General features: G+C 67.5%; 15 protein-coding genes and 3 pseudogenes. 5 read left to right on the plus strand and 13 right to left on the minus strand.

Annotation, left to right across the window (positions count from 1 at the left end; translation table 11 throughout):
- Nucleotides 1–15: 15 nt before the first annotated feature.
- A complete protein-coding gene (locus tag K3M35_RS08120; protein WP_374107754.1) occupies nucleotides 16–1,074 on the plus strand; it encodes an iron-siderophore ABC transporter substrate-binding protein in 1,059 nt (352 codons plus the stop codon).
- 49 nt (nucleotides 1,075–1,123) lie between these two features.
- Nucleotides 1,124–1,597, plus strand: coding sequence for an NUDIX domain-containing protein (locus K3M35_RS08125; protein WP_159417938.1), 474 nt, complete (start codon nucleotides 1,124–1,126; stop codon nucleotides 1,595–1,597).
- Here K3M35_RS08125 and K3M35_RS08130 read toward each other — a convergent pair.
- The 11 genes and pseudogenes from K3M35_RS08130 to K3M35_RS08170 form a co-directional block, all read right to left on the minus strand.
- Nucleotides 1,591–4,827 (minus strand): arabinosyltransferase domain-containing protein, encoded by a 3,237-nt coding sequence (locus K3M35_RS08130; RefSeq protein WP_220666250.1) that lies wholly within the window; start codon nucleotides 4,825–4,827, stop codon nucleotides 1,591–1,593. The two genes, K3M35_RS08125 and K3M35_RS08130, sit on opposite strands and share 7 nt — an antisense overlap.
- 159 nt (nucleotides 4,828–4,986) lie before the next feature.
- Nucleotides 4,987–5,988 carry a class 1b ribonucleoside-diphosphate reductase subunit beta gene (nrdF, locus tag K3M35_RS08135; RefSeq protein ID WP_006550395.1) on the minus strand — a complete coding sequence of 334 codons (1,002 nt, stop codon included), beginning with the start codon at nucleotides 5,986–5,988 and terminating at the stop codon, nucleotides 4,987–4,989.
- 51 nt (nucleotides 5,989–6,039) lie between these two features.
- Nucleotides 6,040–7,656 (minus strand): annotated as a pseudogene (gene nrdE / locus K3M35_RS26625) (class 1b ribonucleoside-diphosphate reductase subunit alpha); the annotation flags it as partial.
- Between the two features lie 24 nt (nucleotides 7,657–7,680).
- Nucleotides 7,681–8,868 (minus strand): annotated as a pseudogene (locus K3M35_RS26630) (LAGLIDADG family homing endonuclease); the annotation flags it as partial.
- 6 nt (nucleotides 8,869–8,874) lie between these two features.
- A pseudogene (locus tag K3M35_RS26635) lies at nucleotides 8,875–9,432 on the minus strand (ribonucleotide reductase N-terminal alpha domain-containing protein); the annotation flags it as partial.
- 83 nt (nucleotides 9,433–9,515) lie between these two features.
- Nucleotides 9,516–9,968: a class Ib ribonucleoside-diphosphate reductase assembly flavoprotein NrdI gene (gene nrdI, locus K3M35_RS08145; protein WP_220666251.1), complete on the minus strand. Its 453-nt coding sequence runs from the start codon at nucleotides 9,966–9,968 to the stop codon at nucleotides 9,516–9,518.
- A gap of 106 nt (nucleotides 9,969–10,074) precedes the next feature.
- Nucleotides 10,075–10,305 carry a redoxin NrdH gene (locus K3M35_RS08150; RefSeq protein WP_006550390.1) on the minus strand — a complete coding sequence of 77 codons (231 nt, stop codon included), beginning with the start codon at nucleotides 10,303–10,305 and terminating at the stop codon, nucleotides 10,075–10,077.
- A gap of 409 nt (nucleotides 10,306–10,714) precedes the next feature.
- Entirely contained in the window at nucleotides 10,715–12,838 is a 2,124-nt protein-coding gene (locus K3M35_RS08155; protein ID WP_220666252.1) for a xanthine dehydrogenase family protein molybdopterin-binding subunit, read from the minus strand.
- Complete coding sequence (locus tag K3M35_RS08160) at nucleotides 12,835–13,836, minus strand: xanthine dehydrogenase family protein subunit M (protein ID WP_220666253.1); 1,002 nt, start codon at nucleotides 13,834–13,836, stop codon at nucleotides 12,835–12,837. Before K3M35_RS08160 ends, K3M35_RS08155 begins: the two co-directional genes overlap by 4 nt.
- The gene (locus tag K3M35_RS08165; protein ID WP_050993421.1) at nucleotides 13,833–14,426 is read right to left on the minus strand and encodes a 2Fe-2S iron-sulfur cluster-binding protein; all 594 of its coding nucleotides are present in this window, start codon (nucleotides 14,424–14,426) and stop codon (nucleotides 13,833–13,835) included. Before K3M35_RS08165 ends, K3M35_RS08160 begins: the two co-directional genes overlap by 4 nt.
- A gap of 222 nt (nucleotides 14,427–14,648) precedes the next feature.
- On the minus strand, nucleotides 14,649–15,206 hold the full coding sequence (locus K3M35_RS08170) for an NAD(P)H-dependent oxidoreductase (RefSeq protein WP_019288426.1): 558 nt from the start codon (nucleotides 15,204–15,206) through the stop codon (nucleotides 14,649–14,651).
- Between the two features lie 128 nt (nucleotides 15,207–15,334).
- Between K3M35_RS08170 and K3M35_RS08175 the strand changes: the two genes are divergently transcribed.
- Genes K3M35_RS08175 through K3M35_RS08185 form a run of 3 tightly spaced genes read left to right on the plus strand, consistent with a single transcriptional unit; the run spans nucleotide 15,335 to nucleotide 17,219 of the window.
- The gene (locus K3M35_RS08175) at nucleotides 15,335–15,979 is read left to right on the plus strand and encodes a TetR/AcrR family transcriptional regulator (protein ID WP_220666272.1); all 645 of its coding nucleotides are present in this window, start codon (nucleotides 15,335–15,337) and stop codon (nucleotides 15,977–15,979) included.
- 4 nt (nucleotides 15,980–15,983) lie between these two features.
- On the plus strand, nucleotides 15,984–16,775 hold the full coding sequence (locus K3M35_RS08180; RefSeq protein WP_220666254.1) for an META domain-containing protein: 792 nt from the start codon (nucleotides 15,984–15,986) through the stop codon (nucleotides 16,773–16,775).
- Between the two features lie 24 nt (nucleotides 16,776–16,799).
- The gene (locus K3M35_RS08185; RefSeq protein ID WP_259443699.1) at nucleotides 16,800–17,219 is read left to right on the plus strand and encodes an META domain-containing protein; all 420 of its coding nucleotides are present in this window, start codon (nucleotides 16,800–16,802) and stop codon (nucleotides 17,217–17,219) included.
- Between the two features lie 21 nt (nucleotides 17,220–17,240).
- On the opposite strand, the gene K3M35_RS08190 is transcribed toward K3M35_RS08185, so the two are convergent.
- Both K3M35_RS08190 and K3M35_RS08195 read right to left on the minus strand, forming a co-directional pair.
- A complete protein-coding gene (locus K3M35_RS08190) occupies nucleotides 17,241–17,789 on the minus strand; it encodes a nucleosidase (RefSeq protein ID WP_006550382.1) in 549 nt (182 codons plus the stop codon).
- Nucleotides 17,786–18,586 carry a fructosamine kinase family protein gene (locus K3M35_RS08195; protein WP_220666255.1) on the minus strand — a complete coding sequence of 267 codons (801 nt, stop codon included), beginning with the start codon at nucleotides 18,584–18,586 and terminating at the stop codon, nucleotides 17,786–17,788. The genes K3M35_RS08190 and K3M35_RS08195 overlap by 4 nt, the downstream gene beginning before the upstream one ends.
- Between the last annotated feature and the right edge of the window lie 63 nt (nucleotides 18,587–18,649).

Raw genomic sequence — 18,649 nt, forward strand, 5'->3', positions numbered from 1 at the left:
AGGAGTTGGTCCGACGTGTTTTCCGTGCACCGGTCACGAGCAGTACTCGTCGCAGCCGTCGCTGCGGTGACGACAGCCCTGGCCGGATGCTCCACACCTCCCGACGACGACGCATCGGAGATCGTGCGCACCACGACCCGCATCGCCGGTGCGTCGGTCGTGGGCATCGACCGGGACACGTCGACCGCGTGCGCACTCCCCTCCCCGCTCGATCCGGGACAGCCCACCACCGGCACCCGGCCGGTCCTGCACACCGCAGGCCGGTCGGATGTGCCCGCCGACCCGCAGCGGATCGTCGTCCTCGACCCCGCGGCGCTCGACGCGGTGTGCGCCCTGGGGCTGTGGGAGCGCGTCGTGGGAGCGAGCGCCGAGCTCACCGGCCGGCCGGAATATCTCGGCTACGGGATCGGCGAACTCCCGCCCGTGGGTGGCGCGGGCAACCCGGACGTCGCGGCGATCGAGCGCGCACAGCCGGATGTGATCCTCGGCTCCTCCACCGCCCCGGACGTCTACGCCTCCCTCAGCGGCATCGCACCCACCGTGCTGGTCGGGTCCGATCCGGTCTTCTGGAGGGAACAGTTCGTGCGGGTCGGTGAGGCGCTCGGGCGCACGGAGGCCGCACGTCGCGTGCTCGACGACTACGCGACGGCCGCGCGCGATCTGGGCCGCGAGCTCGTGTCGTCCCAGACGCAGGCGTCGATCGTCCGGTTCACGGCCGACGGCCCGACCGTGGAGGGCACCGCGTCGTTCGCGGGGCAGGTGCTCGGCGACGTCGGCGCTGCCCGGCCCCCGGCCCAGCGGTTCGCGGTCGTCGACGGACAACCGTGGCAGGCCGTCGACACCGAGGACCCGGCCCCGGCGGACGGCGATGTGATCTTCGTCCGTTTCGCCGGTGAGGACGGGCTCGAGGCCGGCAAGGACTACATGCAGACCGACGAGTGGCTCGACCTCGGGGCCGTGCGCGACAACCGTCTGTTCTCCGTGACCGACGACGTGTGGTCGACCCCCGGACCGGTCGCCGCGCGGGCGATCCTCACCGACCTGACGCACACCCTCAACGGATATTCGAACTGATCGCCGGCTCGACCGGCGGCAGCACGCCTGCCGGTATAGAAACGAGGGCGTGCCGATACCCGATTTCGTCGTCCAGCTCCGCTCACACGTAGGAACCGCACCCCTGTGGCTGCCGGGGGTGAGCGCGATAGTCACGGACGACGACGACCGCGTCCTGCTCACCCGCCGCGCCGACAACGGCATGTGGGCCGTGGTGTCCGGCATCCTCGAACCCGGAGAGGAACCGGCGGTCGCCGCAGTCCGGGAGGTGCTCGAGGAGACGGGTGTCGCCGCCGAGATCGTGCGGCTGACGAGCGTCGACGTCACCGCGCCCATCACCTATCCCAACGGCGACGTGGCGCAGTACCTCGACGTGTGCTTCCTGCTCCGCGCGACCGGCGGGGACGCTCGCGTCGCCGACGACGAGAACCTCGAGGTGGCGTGGTTCGCGCCGGACGACCTTCCCGAGCCGCTCACCGAGACGTCGCGTCTGCGGCTCGGGAAGGCGCTCGCCGGGCGTGCGGAGGCCTGGTTCCGTCAGTAGGCAGTGTTGATCGGACCCGGGCTCCACAGACCGCTGCGCGTGACCGTGGCGGTGTCGAGTTCCGCGGTCTCCGTCGACGGATCGATCGGCGTGTACTGCTCGATCGCTCCCCAGTCGCGGTCCCAGTCGTGATCGAGATACGACGGGATCGTGCGGGCCCGCAACAGCTGGTCGGTCCAGCCGAGAGGACCGCCACCGTTGTGGTCCTGCCACAGATCCGTGGAGATAGCACCGATCCGGTCCGGCAGGATCCGGTACTCGGGGATCTCGGCGATGCCGTTGCGGTGCACCATCTGCCGCTGGCACGGGAAATTGAGACCGACAGCCCAGTCCAGCAGGACCGGTGTGTCGCTCCCGACGGCCTGCTGCAGGGTCTGCGTCTGCGGCACGCGCGGCGGGGTGAACGCCAGCCACTGTTCGGGCGCGAGATCGTTGTCGGAGGCGACGATCCGCACCGCGTCGACCTCGGCCGGCAGCGTGTCCATCGGCACACGCAGGTTCCTCCACGAGGGCGACGGACCGATGTCGATCGGCAACGCCCGTCCCAGCGCGGTCACGCTGCCGTCGGCCGCGGTGGTTCCGTATTCGAGTTCGAGTCGCTGACCGTAGGTTTCGGTGCCGTCGGCGTCGACCGAGAAGATCCGGCCGGCCGCGGCGATCGTGACGAGATCCCCACGCGATCCGGTCGCGTCGGGCTCGGGCAGCCGGAACCAGGCGCTCGTGACGTCGCCGAGGGACGATCCGTGGCTGCCCAGCACCGGCGTGGTCACCGGATCGAGGCCGAACGGCAATGCGACGGTGCTGCCGTTGATTCCGACTCTGCCGGTACCGCCGCCGGTGCCACCGGTACCGCCGGTCGAGCTCTGGTCGTCGTTCGTGTCGACGGTGTTGGCGGTGCCGGCCGAGGCCGAGTCGTCGTCCGGGGTCAGATCGAGCGCGACACCACCCGGCGTGAACCCGTCCCCTCCCCCGGCATCGAGAGCGGAGGCCGCGTCGGCGCCGATGGGGGTGAGCACCGAGGCGTTCGGATCCGTTTCGAGCAGCACGTCGTTCGCGAGCGCACACGAGTTGCCGGTGAGCGTGTCGACGTTGGACCGTGCCACCGAATAGCCCGGGTACTGCGAGATCGCGCCCTTGGCCAGTGACAGCACCTCGAACAGCACCATCGCCGCGGCGGCGACGGTCAACGGCGGCACCGCCCACAACCGCGACGGGGTGTCGGTGCGGGTGGAGGCGACGGGGTGGATGTGCCACCACGCGGCCAGCAGCAACGCGACGACCGTCACGGCGAAGAAGACGGTGGAGAAACCGAATCCGGCGACCGACGGCGGCTTGTCCCACCACGGGACCCCGTAGCTCGAGACGTACCACCAGCCGTTGGGGCCGATGAACGACATGGTCACCACGAACGACACCGCCGCAGCGAACAGGGCGCGGTTGCGTCGCGAACGCAACACCGCAGGGCCGGTGGCCACGGCGGCGAGCATCGCCACCGCGGCGGCCAGACCGGCGTAGATACCGAAGTGGTGGGTCCACTTGGTGGGCGCGAACATCATCAGCACCAGCGCGCCGAGGGTGATGCCGACGATGCGGCGGGACGGTCCCTGCGCGGTGCCGGGGATGTGCCCACCGCGGCGCAGCATCGCCACGATCGCCACCGCCACGCACAACACCAGGGTGAAGACCGCGAACCTGCGGGCCAGCGAGCCGTCCACGGTGATCTGCAGCAGGTACTGGTAGCGCAGATACTCCTGGAACCACGGCACGTTCGGACCGACGCCGTGCACGTGCTGCATCTCCAGCACCGCCGCGAGGGTCTGGTCGGCGAAGACCGGCACCAGGATCACCAGTCCGGCCGCGAGCATCAGCGTAAGTACCGGCAGCCATCCCAGGGTCTGCGCACGCCGATGGAGGATGCGGGCGATCGGGCGGGCACCGGCGATCAGCGCAGCGAAACAGATGATGCCCGACGGTCCCGCGGTCACGGTGAGCGCGGCGACGAGGATCGCGGCCGCCGCGGGCAGCAGACGCCGGGTGGCGATCGCGCGTTCGACCGAGCACCAGGTGAGCACGACGCCCGTCGCGACGATCGGTTCCGGGCGCAGTCCGTTGTTGAGCGGCAGCCAGAACGCCAGGAACACCAGCGCCCCGGTCCACAGCGGAAGCCGGTTGCGACGCAGTGCGACGCCGAGACGTGGAGCGACCTCGCGGCTGAGCACCCACCAGCACAGGATTCCGGCGGTCAGTGCCGGTAGCCGCATCCAGATGCTCGCCGTCGAGACCTGGGTCATCAGGGCGAGGACGTCGTAGAAGGGAGTGCCGAAGGGTGCCTCGGGCACACCGAACCACCGGAAGTAGTTCGCCATGTACCCGGCCGCGCCCGCGGCGCGAGCCATTCCGAGCTGGTAACCGTCGTCGGCGGTGTTCGCCCCGATGACGTGCCAGACGAGCAGCGTTCCGACGACCAGCGCGTCGATGCGGGTGAACGACCACCACGACGCCGGCAACAGGCGGCGGTGGCGACGACCGTCGGCGCGGTCGAGCCGGGCCAGCGTCCACAACGCCAGTGCCGTGGCGACCACCGCGACGATCATCGCGACGATCTTCAGCACCGTCGGAGACGTCGTGAAGCGGGTGTCGACGGTCGCGGTGACCGAGACACCGTCGAGTGCGGGACCGGGCAGGTCGGTGAAGATGCCGACGAGCTGGGGCCGCAGGTCTCGGTCGAAGGTCCGCTCCCCTGACGCCGCGGCCGAGCCGGTGATCGTGGCGACGGTGCGTTCCGAGTTCGAGGACAGGGTGACCGAGCAGTCCCCGGCCAGGTCGTCCACCGGCGCGGAGGCGAGCAGTGTATTGCGGGAGATCACCTCGAACACCGCCGGCCCGTCGTCACCGGCCGGCCGGACACGGGCGATCAGCCCGTAGCGTTCACGGTCGGGAGCTCCTGCGGGAAGTGTGGAGAAGACGGTGCCGCCGTCCGGCAGCGCGTCGCGCACGGACCGGCACTCGATCGTGGCGTCGAGATCGACCGGTGCGTAGGACACCAACGGCGCCGAGATGCCTGCGTTGCTCTCGCTCTGCGGCCAGTCGATGGTCGCAGTGGTCTGCGTCACGGGCAGGAACGGCATCGCGATGGATGCGACGATCCCCACGACGGCGGCGAGCACCGCCCACAGACGGGTCCGCTGCTCGACTGCCCGCCCGCCCGACGGCACGCGTTCGATTGTCACCGGCCGAGGCGAGCCCGACGCTTCTCTTGTCTCGGTCACGAGGAGCGATGCTATCGGGGACGGGCCGGGCCGCGAAAAGCACGCGATCCCGCACACGGGCGCTGCTGCGCCCGGTGTACGGGATCGATGCGTTCGGGCCGGTGACAGAGAACGTCTACGTCAGAAGTCCCAGTCGTCGTCTTCTGTGACGACGGCCTTGCCGATCACGTAGGAGCTGCCGGAGCCCGAGAAGAAGTCGTGGTTCTCGTCGGCGTTCGGCGACAACGCCGACAGGATGGCCGGGTTGACGTCCGTCTCGTCCTTCGGGAACAGCGCCTCGTAACCGAGGTTCATCAGCGCCTTGTTCGCGTTGTAGCGCAGGAACTTCTTGACGTCCTCGGTGAGCCCGACCTGGTCGTAGAGGTCGGCCGTGTAGTGGGTCTCGTTGTCGTACAGCTCGAAGAGCAGTTCGAAGACCCAGTCCTTGAGCTCGTCGCGCTCGGCCTGCGTGATCGTCTCGAGCCCGCGCTGGTACTTGTAGCCGATGTAGTAGCCGTGGACGGCCTCGTCGCGAATGATCAGGCGGATCATGTCGGCGGTGTTGGTGAGCTTGGCCCGCGACGACCAGTACATCGGCAGGTAGAAGCCCGAGTAGAACAGGAACGACTCGAGCAGCGTCGAGGCGGCCTTGCGCTTGAGCGGGTCGTCGCCCTTGTAGTAATCGAGGATGATCTGCGCCTTGCGCTGCAGGTGCTCGTTCTCCTCCGACCAGCGGAAGGCGTCGTCGATCTGGCGGCTCGAGCACAGCGTCGAGAAGATCTGCGAGTAGCTCTTCGCATGCACCGACTCCATGAACGCGATGTTCGTCAGCACCGCTTCCTCGTGCGGGGTCACCGCATCGGGGATGAGCGAGACCGCGCCGACCGTGCCCTGGATGGTGTCGAGCAGCGTCAGGCCCGTGAAGACCCGCATCGTCAGTTCCTGCTCGTACTCGGTGAGCGTGCCCCACGACTGGATGTCGTTGGAGACCGGCACCTTCTCCGGGAGCCAGAAGTTGCCGGTGAGACGATCCCAGACCTCGGCGTCCTTGTCGTCGGGGACGCGGTTCCAGTTGATCGCGGAGACGCGATCGATGAGTTTGACGCGCACGCCGTCGGCCGGCGAGTGTGCTGCTGCAGTCATCGGTTACCTACCTGAATTGTGTGCTGATGCAAAGACTGTCGTGGAGCAGGGTCACAACATGCAGGAGACGCAACCCTCCACCTCGGTGCCCTCGAGCGCCATCTGCCGCAGGCGGATGTAGTACAGGGTCTTGATTCCCTTGCGCCACGCGTAGATCTGGGCCTTGTTCACGTCGCGGGTGGTGACGGTGTCCTTGAAGAACAGCGTCAGCGACAGCCCCTGGTCGACGTGCTGCGTCGCGGCAGCGTAGGTGTCGATGATCTTCTCGTAGCCGATCTCGTAGGCATCCTGGAAGTACTCGAGATTCTCGTTCGTCATGTAGGGCGCCGGGTAGTAGACACGCCCGATCTTGCCCTCCTTGCGGATCTCGATCTTCGACGCGACCGGGTGGATCGAGCTCGTCGAGTGGTTGATGTACGAGATCGAACCGGTGGGCGGAACCGCCTGCAGGTTCTGGTTGTAGATGCCGTGCTTCTGCACGGACTCCTTCAGCTCGCGCCAGTCCTGCTGCGTGGGGATCGCGATGTCCGACTCGGCGAACAGCTGACGGACCCGTTCGGTCGCCGGCTCCCACACCTGATCGGTGTACTTGTCGAAGAACTCACCCGAGGCGTACTTCGACTCCGGGAAGCCCTTGAAGTACGAGCCGCGCTCGATCGCGATCTTGTTCGACGCACGCAGGGCGTGGAACAGCACGGTGTAGAAGTAGATGTTCGTGAAGTCGACGCCTTCTTCGGACCCGTAGAAGATGTGCTCGCGGGCGAGGAAGCCGTGCAGGTTCATCTGGCCGAGGCCGATGGCGTGGGATTCGTTGTTGCCCCGCTCGATCGACGGCACCGACGAGATCGTCGTCTGGTCGGAGACGGCCGTCAGGCCGCGGATGGCGACCTCGATGGTCTGCGCGAAGTCGGGCGAGTCCATCGTCTTCGCGATGTTCAGCGAGCCGAGGTTGCACGAGATGTCCTTGCCCACATGGCTGTAGGACAGGTCGTCGTTGAACTCCGAGGGAGTCGAGACCTGCAGGATCTCCGAGCACAGGTTCGAGTGCGTGATCTTGCCGGCGATCGGGTTGGCCCGGTTCACCGTGTCCTCGAACATGACGTAGGGGTAGCCCGACTCGAACTGCAGCTCGGCGACGGTCTGGAAGAACTCGCGCGCCTTGATCTTCGACTTGCGGATGCGCTTGTCGTCGACCATCTCGTAGTACTTCTCGGTGACGTCGATGTCGGCGAAGGGCTTGCCGTAGACGCGCTCGACGTCGTACGGCGAGAACAGGTACATGTCCTCGTTCTTCTTCGCCAGTTCGAAGGTGATGTCGGGGATGACGACGCCCAGCGAGAGGGTCTTGATGCGGATCTTCTCGTCGGCGTTCTCGCGCTTGGTGTCGAGGAAGCGGTAGATGTCGGGGTGGTGCGCGTGCAGGTAGACCGCACCGGCACCCTGACGGGCACCGAGCTGGTTGGCGTAGGAGAAGGAGTCCTCGAGCAGCTTCATGATCGGGATGACGCCGGAGGACTGGTTCTCGATCTTCTTGATCGGAGCGCCGTGCTCACGAATGTTGCTGAGCAGCAAGGCGACACCGCCACCGCGCTTGGACAGCTGCAGTGCGGAGTTGATGGAGCGGCCGATCGACTCCATGTTGTCCTCGATGCGGAGCAGGAAGCAATTGTGCACCACAGCGCCGCGAATCGTATAGGTATGTGTGCCCTCGACGTGCAGGTTATACACCTTGCTCGGCGTCTCGTCGGTCTTCGCGATCTCACGGATTCCGTAGACATGACGCCCGTGCGCCACCTGATAGGTCGTGCGCTTGGCGCCCTTCCGCCCGACATAGTTGTGCAGGTTCTTGCCGACGTCGAAGATGAAGTCTTCGTTGGTGCCGGGCACCCCGGGGACGAACACATGGCCCGTCACATTGCCCGCCTGGTTGATGTACTGGCGAACGACCGACACGATGCCCAGGCGGCGCAGGATCAACTGCACCTGATCCACCAGTTCCGGATTGACGAGATCGAGGATCATGCCGCCATTGGTGCTGCAGCCGTCGCCCCTGAACAAGCCCGCAAGCAGACCGCGCTGAAACTCTTCATCGGCAGTCATGACATCGCGCGTCAGGCGTTTCGTACTGTAACCGGTCCCGGCAAGCGACAGCAGCAATGACGCCACCACCTTGCTGTTGCAACCCATCTTGGTCGAGTGGTCCGACTGGTTGGTGGACTGAGAGAGTTCGACGCCGAATACTTGCTTGAACGCCGCCGCCAGATCTGCCTGGTACTCGACCTCGTGTGCACCGAGAGTGAAGTGAACACCATTGGGTTGCACACCATCGACACCCGCACGCTTGGATACGTAGCCCTCGGCAACATACCAGCCGAGAATCAGTCCGAACTCGTACGATTCCTCGACGTATCGGTTGACACCGACGAAGCGCTGACTGTGACGCTGCTTGTTCCGATGCTTGGCATCAACGTTCACCTTACGAATCAGACCATCGACCTCTTCGTACAGTCCATTACCAACATGGTCCATGAGGTCGAAAACGCGCTTGTCGCGCTCACCCAACGGCGCCGCGGTGACAATGAAGTCGGTCGGGCGCACGTCCTGGGCAGCGAGCCATACGAAACCGTTGAAGGGATCCGCTCCATCGCCGTCGATCAAGGTCTCGACATCACGCTCGGTCCACACCAGGATAGGATGCTCCGGAGTGCACCGAATCGGCTCTTTGTGCCCGAAGTGCGAAATCGACACCAAGGCTTGATCATTCGGGTTCTCGATCAGCTCCTCGACCGCGTGGTACGCCCCGTCGTGCGACAGGACCAGATCCCCCGCCTGCAGGGTCTCGATAGCCCGCTGCCCGTCGATCGTGTCGATGAGCGTACCGGCGGGAAAGCACGAGACGGGCTCGCCGCGCTGCTTCTTGCCCGAGTTGAGGAAGGTCGGGGTGGCCGGCTGGAAACGACCCGAGATGATCTCGTCGACGAGGTGCCGGGCGAGGATCTCGTCGCCGTCGGCGAGCGTCAGCGCGACCATGCACACACGGTCCTCGAAACGCTCGAGGTAGCGCTTGCCGTCGAACGTCTTGAGCGTGTACGAGGTGTAGTACTTGAACGCACCGAGGAAGGTCGGGAACCGGAACTTCTTCGAATATGCGTGCTCGAACAGCGATTTGACGAATGCACGCGAATACTTCTCGAGCACCTCGGGCTCGTAGTAGTTCTCCTCGACGAGGTAGTCGAGCTTCTCGTCGAGGTTGTGGAAAAAGACCGTGTTCTGGTTGACGTGCTGCAGGAAGTACTGACGGGCGGCGGCCACATCCTTGTCGAACTGGATCTCGCCGTTGGGGCCGTACAGATTCAACATCGCGTTGAGCGCGTGGTAGTCGAGATCCTTGAGCGAATCGTCGAGGTGTGCGCTCGTGGCGGGAGCGGGATCGGTAATGGTCACAGTGCTGTCCCCACTTGTCGGAGTTAGGAAACGGCCGCGCAGTCACGTCCGCGACGCGCGTCGAATACGGATACGGATGTGGCTCAGGCGTTCTGGAGAACGGACTCCCAGAATCGGGCGAGACCGTCGCGGACACGCTCGACGTCGTCGGTCGTGCCCATCAACTCGAACCGGTACAGATACGGCACCTTGCACTTGCGCGAGACGATGTCTCCCGCGAAACAGTACGAGTCGCCGAAGTTGGTGTTACCCGCCGCGATGACACCGCGGATCAGGCCCCGATTGTGCTCGTTGTTGAGGAATCGGATGACCTGCCTGGGAACGTAGCGGGTATCACGGCCCGTGGCGGTCGTCCCGCCACCGTAGGTCGGCACGATCAGTACGTACGGATCGCGGACCTCGAAATTCCCCTCACGATCGTGCAATGGGATCCGGCTGGCCGGGATCCCGAGTTTCTGCACGAATCGGTGGGTGTTCTCGGATGTACTCGAGAAGTACACCAGCGATGTTCCCGGGATCGACCCCAGCGAAGCCATCGGTAGTCACCACTCTTCATTCGATTGCGAAGACCGGCCCGGGCGGACACGGAAGACGTCCGCCCGGAGACGACGACGATCGGGCCGCCGCGAACGCGGCCCGGGCTCAGGCAGCGACGGTGAGCGCCTTGATGCGATCGGGGCGGAAGCCCGACCAGTGGTCGTCGCCGGCGACGACGACGGGCGCCTGGAGGTATCCCAGCGCCATGACGTAGTCGCGGGCCTCGGGGTTCTCACTGATGTCGACGACGTCGTACTCGATGCCGGCCTTGTCGAGGGCGCGGTAGGTGGCGGTGCACTGGACGCAGGCAGGCTTGGTATAGACGGTGATGTTCATGAATGCCCCTTTTCCGACGGCCGTGGGCGGCCTGACGACTGACTGCTGTGCGTTACCCGGAAGCCCACTCATCCGTCCGATCCCGCTTCCCCGAGAGATCGTCGGCACTTGTGGCCCTCCAGCGGTCTAGACACTACACCTTGTGTCCATCGGATACACAGAACCCAGGATGTTGTGACTTACAAAGGTGATATTCCCAGGTCGCGACCCTCCCTCCACGGCGTTTCGGGCGTGTCCCGGCGTGTCGCCGCAGCGCGCACGAGAGAGACCTCGAGCACAGTGTGGCGGGTGCCACCGACAACTTCGCGAGGGCACCGCGAGAACACCCTCCCGACTGCCCTGTTCGGGGAAACCGGATGCGGGACGAGCGACCGTTTCCGCGCGCTCGTCCCGCCTCCGATCCGGTGTGTCAGGGCAGTCCGGCCAGCAGGTCGTCTAGGTGGGCCGGCAGGTTCCGGACCCGCACTCCGGTCGCGTGCCACAGGGCGTTGACGACCGCCGCGGCGCTGCCCACGATCCCGATCTCACCGATCCCCCGCGACCCTATGGGTGTCGCGTGCAGGTCCTCGTCATCGAGCCAATCCGCTTCGACCCGGCGGATGTCGGCGTGTGTCGGCACGTGGTATTCGGACAGATCGTGGTTGACGACGTGCCCGAAACGCGCGTCGCGGATGCTCTCCTCGAAGAGCGCCATCGAGATCCCGAAGGACATCCCGCCGATGACCTGCGAACGCGCGGTTCGCGGATTGATCACCCGTCCCACGGAGAACAGACCGAACATCCGGGGCACCCGGATCTCGCCGGTATCGGCGTCGACGTGCACCTCGGCGAAGTGCACACCGAAGGACTGCGCGGTGTAGTGCTCGAGTTCGCGGTTCTCGGCTGCCGACGCGGACAGTTCGGCACCCACCGGCGGGTCGTCGCCGAAACGTTTGCCGAATTGCTCTGCGGCCGTGACGATCGCGGTTCCCCAGGACGAGGTGCCCGACGACCCGCCGGCCACCGTGCCGTTGGGCAGTGCGCTGTCGCCGATCTCGAGGTCCACGTCCTCCGGTCGGCATCCGAGTGCGTCGGCGGCGATGAGGGTCAGGGTCGTCCACGCACCCGTACCGAGGTCGGTCGCTCCGATACGGACGGAGTAGCGCCCCTCCCCGAGGTGCCGGATCTGGGCTTCCGAGCCGGGATTGACCATGTGGGGATAGGTCGCGACCGCCATGCCGGTACCGATCAGGGTGTTGCCCTGCCGCCGGCGGCCGGGTTCGCGGTCGGACGGATCCCATCCGAATCGCTGCGCTCCTTCGCGGAGGCATTCGACGAGTCGGCGCGACGACCACGGCTTTCCCGTCTCCGGATCCGACTCGGGTTCGTTGCGGATGCGCAGTTCGATCGGGTCGATCCCGAGTTCGGCGGCGAGCTCGTCCATCGCGACCTCGCCGGCGAACATGCCCGGCGCTTCACCTGGCGCGCGCATCCAGAACGGCGCCGGCACGTCGAGGGTGATCGCGCGATGCGACGTACGGGCGTTGGCGACGTCGTAGAGATTGCGCAGCGGCACCCCCGCCTGTTCGACGAATTCGGTGACCCGGGACGACTGGGCGAACGCCTCGTGCACGAGACCGGTGAGCTTGCCGTCACTGTCGGCCGCGAGCCGGATGTGCGAGGCGGTCGGAGCGCGGTACCCGACGTAACCGAACATGTCTGGTCGGGAGACCGCGAACTTGATCGCTTTCCCGGCCAGGGCCCGCGCCGCGAGTCCGCCGAGGACGTCGTGCGCGTGAGGACCGCCCTTGGAACCGAATCCCCCACCGATGTATGGACAGACCACCCGCATCCGGGCCGCGTCGAGACCGAAGACCGGCGCGAGGGTCTCGACGACACCGTGCGGATGTTGCGTGGAGGTGTATAGCGTCAGAGTGTATCCGTCGGTCTCACTGTTCGACGGCACGACGTCGTTCCGCCAGATCGCGACCACGGTGTGCGGTTCGAGTGGATTGTTGTGTTCCTCAGGGGTGGAGTACCACTGATCGATCACCGTCTCGGCGCGGGCGAACGCCGCGTCGACGTCGCCTCGCTCGGTGTCGGGTTCGTAGCCGCCGTTGACGGTCTCGGGTGTGTACGCGTCGGGATGGTCGGCGCGGAAGAGCGCGTCGTGCGGTTCCTCGCTGTACTCGACTTTCAGGAGCGAGCATGCCTCCCGGGCGATCTCGAAGCTCTCCGCGACGACCGCGCCGATGATCTGACCCCGGTACAGCACGTCGGGTGTCTGCAGGACGGAGTACTCGCCCTCGGCCTCTTCGGTGAGACGTGGGGCGTTCCAGGGAGTGAGGATCTTCAGCACCCCGGGCACCGCTTCTGCGGCGGCGGTGTCGATGCGGTCGACGCGTCCACGGGCGATGGTGGAGGTGAGCGGTACGAGGTAGGCGGGATCGTCGACCGGGTGCTCGTAGGCGTACGGTGCCGTCCCGGCGACCTTCGCCGGTCCGTCGATGCGCGCGGTGGAGCGTCCACCTGCTCGGATCGGCTCGGGGCTCATGCGGATCCACCTCGTTCCCGTCGTTCGTCGAGTTCGCGCAGGGTCGCCACCACGGTTCGCCGCAGCAGCGGAATCTTGTAGGCGTTGCCGTCGAGGGGACTCGCGTCGGCGAGTTCGGCCTCGGCCGCCGCAGCGAAGACCTCGTCGGAGGGTTGTTGCCCGAGGAGTGCTTCCTCCGCGCGGTGTGCCCGCCAGGGCCGGTGTGCGACCCCACCGAATGCGATGCGGCACCCGGTGATCGTCCCGTCCGCAACGGTCATCTCGGCCGCTACGGAGACCAACGCGAAGGCGTAGGACGCCCGGTCGCGCACCTTGCGATAGGTGGACAGCGAACTCTGCGCCGCGGGGATCTGCACGCCGACGATGAGGTCGTCGCGTTCGAGCACGGTGTCGCGCTCGGGTGTGTCGCCGGGGAGTCGGTAGAAGTCCTCTACCGCGATGGCGCGCTCGCCGTCCGGGCCGAGGACCAGGACTTCGGCGTCGAGCGCGAGCAGGGCGACCGCCATGTCGGACGGATGGGTGGCCACGCAGTGCTCCGAGGCGCCGAGGATCGCGTGGTAGCGGGTGTATCCGCCGATGGCGGAGCAGCCGCTGCCGGGTTCGCGCTTGTTGCAGGGGGTGCTCACGTCCCGGAAGTACGAGCACCGCGTGCGCTGGAGCAGGTTGCCGCCGGTGGTCGCGGTGTTCCGGAGCTGGGGTGAGGCACCGGCGAGCAGTGCGCGCGACAGCACCGGGTAGTTGCGCCGCACGAAGGGATGCGCCGCGAGGTCGCTGTTGCGGACGTTGGCGCCCACCCGGATTCCCCCGTCGGCCCTCTCCTCCACGGCGTCGAGCGGAAGATGCGAGACGTCGACGAGGAGATCGGGGGTCGCGACGCCGAGTTTGAGGTGGTCGACCAGATTCGTGCCGCCCGCGAGGAAGACCGCACCCGGTGTCTCGTGCACGACGGCGACGGCGGCGGCGGGATCTGCCGGTCGCTCGTAGCGGAGGGGGCTCATCGCGTCTCCTCCGTATCGAGGCGGCTGTCGCCGACACCGATTCGGCTGTCACCGGCGGCGACGGTTCGGATCGCCGAGACGATGTTGGGATAGGCGGCGCAGCGGCACAGATTGCCGCTCATGCGTTCCCGGATCTCGTCGTCGTCGAGTTCGGGTGCCTGTTCGAGATCGGCCGTTACGTGACTCGGCGCCCCGTCGGCGAACTCGTCGAGCATGCCGACGGCCGAACAGATCTGGCCGGGGGTGCAGTAGCCGCACTGGAAGGCGTCGTCCTCGATGAACTGCGCCTGGAGCGGATGCATCTCCCCGTCGCCGAGTCCGGCGGCGGTGACGATCTCGGCGCCGTCGTGCGAGGCGGCGAGGGCCAGGCACGAGAGGGTGCGCCGGCCGTCGATCAGCACGGTGCACGCTCCGCACTGACCGAGATCGCATCCCTTCTTCGGGGACGTGATCCCGAGGCGGTCGCGCAGTGCGTCGAGCACGGTGGTGCGGACGTCGATCGGGACGCGACGCTCCACCCCGTCGACGTGGAGAACTATGTCGAGATCGGGTCGGTGGCCGGTATCGGTCCTCGTGTCCCCGCTTGTCATGGGCAAACCTCCGAACAGTGGGCTGTGTTCGGGGCATTCCCGCTGCAGGCGTCATCGAACCGTCGAGATGCGACGAGCGACGAGGGGAGCGTCCGCGGCTCGGCCGGACCCTGCGGATACGCGGTGCCGGAGACCTCGCGGGTCTCCGGCACCGGGGGTGTCGGTCGGTCCGCCGGCCGCTCTCGGTGCCGGCGGTACCGGCAGGGACGACGGACGTCTCGATCAGGCGTCGGCGAGCACCTTGGTGGCGTCGGCCAGTGCGGCGACGACCGTTGCGACCTGCTGCGCGGTCTCGGCGTGCTCCTTGGCGTGCTCGCCGCCGAACTTGCCGAAGGTTTCGCCGACCGACAGCGAGCCGCCGTCGACGACCTTGCCGCCGGCGATTCCGACGACCTTGACCGCGTCCTCGAGCGCCCACTTCGCAGCGTTCTGGCTGGGCGACTGGCTGACGATGGCGACGGGCTTGCCGCTCAGTGCGCCGGCACCGTAGGGGCGCGACAGCCAGTCGACGGCGTTCTTGAGCACCGCGGAGACGGTGCCGTTGTACTCGGGCGTGACGATCAGCACGGCATCGACCTCGGCAGCGGCGTCGCGCAGAGCCACGGCAGCAGCGGGGGCAGCCTCGCCGTCGAGATCCTCGTTGTAGAAGGGAACGTCGGCGAGGCCCTCGTAGAGGGTCACCTCGACGTTCTCGGCAGCAACCGCCGCGGCGGTCTCGGCGAGCTGGCGGGAGACGGAGCCGTCACGCAGGCTGCCGACGAGGGCGAGAACTCGGGTCATGGGAACATCCTCGGGTCGAAGTGGTTGACTACGCAATTTTAAACGGACCGTGGTCCGCTTTATTCCCTGCCCCGCTAGAGTGTGACCTTGTGAACACTCGCCCCCTCCCGCACGCGGACGGTCGGGCGCTGTCTGCGGCGAACAGCCGGGCTCTCCCCCTGGCGGACGAACGACTCTCCGAACGGGGCGACGCAGCGCGCAATCGTTCCCGTCTGCTCGACGCCGCCGCCCTGCTCGTCGCCGAGCGCGGCGTCGATGCCGTGACGATGGACGCCGTCGCGGCGCGGGCCGGGGTCGGCAAGGGCACCGTCTTCCGCAGGTTCGGCTCCCGCGCCGGGCTCGTCCGGGCACTGCTCGACCACAGCGAGCGCGAGTTCCAGCAGGGCTTCCTGTTCGGCCCGCCACCGCTCGGCCCCGACGCCGAGGCCCTGGACCGGCTCATCGCCTTCGGTCGTGCACGCATCGAACTCGTCGAGGTGCAGGGCGAACTGCTCCGCGCGGCCGAATCCGCCACCGACTCCCACTACACCGCTCCCGCCCACCTGGTCTCGCTCGCCCACGTCGACGCACTGCTGCGTGCCGCCGAAGTCACCGGCGACACCCGATTGCTGGCGACCTCGCTGGTCGCGTCGCTCGAGGCCACCCTCGTGCTCCACCAGTGGCGCGAGCTGGGACATCCGCTCCGCCGACTCGCCGACAACTGGGCCGAACTCGCACACCGTGTCGTGACCGGTCGAGGTAGCCGCAAATCTGGGTCGAGCGCCGTACCGTAACGGCATGATTCGCACATTCCGGGTGCTCGCACTGGTCTCCCTGGCAGCGGTGGCCGCCGCGTGCAGCACCGATTCGGATTCGGCCGACGGCAACTCCGCGGAGGACCTCACCGGCCGCACCTTCGTCTCGACGAGCGTGAGCGGCACGCAGATTCCGGGCGCCGGACCCATGGTCGTCGAGTTCCCGGAGGACGGACGCATCTCGGCGACTGCCGGCTGCAACCGCTTCGTCGGCGGCGTCGACCTCTCCGAGGGCAGAGTGAAGGCGCCGGACCTGGCGAGCACGATGATGGCCTGCCTGCCGGAACGCGAGGGAGCCGATGCCTGGCTCACCACGCTGTTCGACGCCGAGCCGCGCTGGTCGCTCGACGGGAACACCTTCACGCTCACCGGCGACGACATCACGGTCTCGCTCCAGGACGAGAAGGTGGTCGACCCCGACCTGCCGATCACCGGGACCGAGTGGGTGGTGACCTCGCTGCGCACCGCCGACGCCGTCGTCAGGTCGGTCGCGCTGGAGAACGCCGCGCCGACACTCACCCTGTCCGACGACGGCACCCTCACCGGGAACACGGGGTGCAACGAGTTCGGCGGCAGCGCCGAGGTCGGCGACGATGTCATCCTGTTCGAACCGCTCACCATGACCCGCGTGGCCTGCACCGATCCCGAGCTCGCCGACATCGAGACGCACGTCCTGAACGTGCTCGCAGGTGAGACCACCTACATCGTCCAGGGCTCGTCGATGACCCTCACCGCGGCGAACGGCACCGACGGACTGGAGTTCACGGCCCGCTGATTCCTCCTCGGTACCGTGAGACCCATGCCGGGAGCAGTCCGCGTGGTCGTCGTCCTCGCACTGGGTGCGCTGCTGTCCGGGTGCGGAGTGTTCGGATCGTCGCCGTCCGACCCGATCGGCCGCCGTTACGTCTCGACCGAGGTCGAGGGGCAGTCGATCCCCGGCGGCGGCCCGCTCCAGTTGTCGTTCCCCGCCCGGGAGCGGGTCGCGGCGTCCGCCGGGTGCAACCGGTTCACCGGCACCGCCGACCTGTCCGGGGGCAGGATCCGCGCCGGGACGCTCGCGTCCACGAGGATGGCGTGTCCTCCCCCGCGCGACGGCGCCGACGACTGGGTACGGACGCTGTTCGGGGGCACACCCCGGTGGGCTCTCGACGGGGAGGTGCTCACCCTGACCACCGGCGCGGTGACCGTCACCCTCACCGAACGTACGGACGGGCGCTGAGATCGTTCGTCATGGAATCGTTCAGTAACGCTCGACGAGCCAGCGGGCGAGTTCCTGCGCGCTGCGGTCGACCTGCTTCGGCCAGTCGAGCGCCGAATCGTCGGCCCGGTCGCTCACGTGCTTGACGAGCCGGCACCGCGCGCCCATGCGGCGGGCGGCATAGGCAACCGCGAAGCCCTCCATGTCGACGAGATCGGCGCGCGCGGACAGCGCGTCGCGGATCTGGGCGTCCGAGACGAACGAATCACCGGTGGCGAGCACGCTGCCGTCACCGTCGTCGATCTGCACGACGTCCTGCACGGGATGACCGAGGCTCTTCAGGATCTCGCTGCTGATGTCGTGGTTGATCGCGGCGGACGGCAGGAACAGTCCCGAGTGGTGGGTGTGCAATGCGCCGGCGGTGCCGATGTTCACGACGAGCGGCCGCGCGTCGGCCGGATACCCCGCGAGCGCCGCGGTGACGGCCACCGCTGCGTCGACCTTCCCGATCCCGGTGATCACCGTCTCGTAGCGTTCCGGGACGTGCGCCGCCTCGGCGCGGGTCGCGGATACGACGAGAATCCCGTTCACGTACTGCCTCCGAGTTCGAGGGTCGCGAGTGCCGCCCGGTGCAGCTCCCGCCCGTACCCGGCACCGTATCCCGCGGCGTGCACCGCCAGTGGATGCAGCTGGTGCACGGGCACCCGCTGCTCCCATCCGGCACGTAGCGGATGCGCCGCCTCGTAGCCGTCGACGACCCGGCCCAGGTGCGGGCAACCGAAGAGCGCGAGCATCGCCAGATCCGTCTCGCGGTGGCCGCCGTGCGCGGCCGGATCGATCAGGACGACGCCGCGCGGCGACCACAGCACGTTGCCGTTCCACAGGTCTCCGTGCAGGCGCGAGGGCGGATCCTCGTCGTCGAAGGCTCCGGCGGCGACGAGATCGCAGGCGGCCTCGATCTCGTGGCACTGACGGCCGGTGACGCTGCCCGCCTCGACCGCGATGCGCAGGAAGGGCAGCACCCGCTCTGCGACGTAGAACGATCCCCAGGTGTCGTGCACGGTGCGGCTCATGGGGCGGCGGCCGATGAACAGCTGCCCGTCGTAATCGTCGGGTGCCGCACCGAAACCGGCGGCGCCCACGTCGTGCATCCGGGCGAGTGCCGCACCGAACTCCCGTGCGGCCTCGGCGGACGGGGATGCCTCGGCGATCCGCTCGAGTTCGATGTGGTGCTCGCTCACCGACCGCACCGCCACCACCGGCATACCGGCCTCGGCGAGCCAGGCCAGACCGGCCGCCTCGGCCCGGAAGAAATCAGGATGGGTGCGCGGGTCGTGTTTGCGGAAGACGTCTCCGGTGCTCACCCCGAAGAGTCTGCCCGACCGCACACTTCGTCCCGCCCTCTTCGCCCACCCTCTTCTCCGTTGTATCGCAGCAGTAACACAGGAACG

It is taken from the genome of Rhodococcus sp. DMU2021 (assembly GCF_019641445.1).
In the GTDB taxonomy this organism is placed as follows: domain Bacteria; phylum Actinomycetota; class Actinomycetes; order Mycobacteriales; family Mycobacteriaceae; genus Rhodococcus; species Rhodococcus pyridinivorans.

Bases quoted from the DNA above. Each gene is read 5' to 3' on its own strand.
- K3M35_RS08185 (WP_259443699.1), top strand. From the start codon at position 16,800: ATGCCGGGAGCAGTCCGCGTGGTCGTCGTCCTCGCACTGGGTGCGCTG.
- nrdF (WP_006550395.1), bottom strand. From the start codon at position 5,988: ATGACTGCAGCAGCACACTCGCCGGCCGACGGCGTGCGCGTCAAACTC.
- K3M35_RS08165 (WP_050993421.1), bottom strand. From the start codon at position 14,426: ATGACAAGCGGGGACACGAGGACCGATACCGGCCACCGACCCGATCTC.
- K3M35_RS08160 (WP_220666253.1), bottom strand. From the start codon at position 13,836: ATGAGCCCCCTCCGCTACGAGCGACCGGCAGATCCCGCCGCCGCCGTC.
- nrdI (WP_220666251.1), bottom strand. From the start codon at position 9,968: ATGGCTTCGCTGGGGTCGATCCCGGGAACATCGCTGGTGTACTTCTCG.
- K3M35_RS08155 (WP_220666252.1), bottom strand. From the start codon at position 12,838: ATGAGCCCCGAGCCGATCCGAGCAGGTGGACGCTCCACCGCGCGCATC.
- K3M35_RS08180 (WP_220666254.1), top strand. From the start codon at position 15,984: ATGATTCGCACATTCCGGGTGCTCGCACTGGTCTCCCTGGCAGCGGTG.
- K3M35_RS08150 (WP_006550390.1), bottom strand. From the start codon at position 10,305: ATGAACATCACCGTCTATACCAAGCCTGCCTGCGTCCAGTGCACCGCC.
- K3M35_RS08170 (WP_019288426.1), bottom strand. From the start codon at position 15,206: ATGACCCGAGTTCTCGCCCTCGTCGGCAGCCTGCGTGACGGCTCCGTC.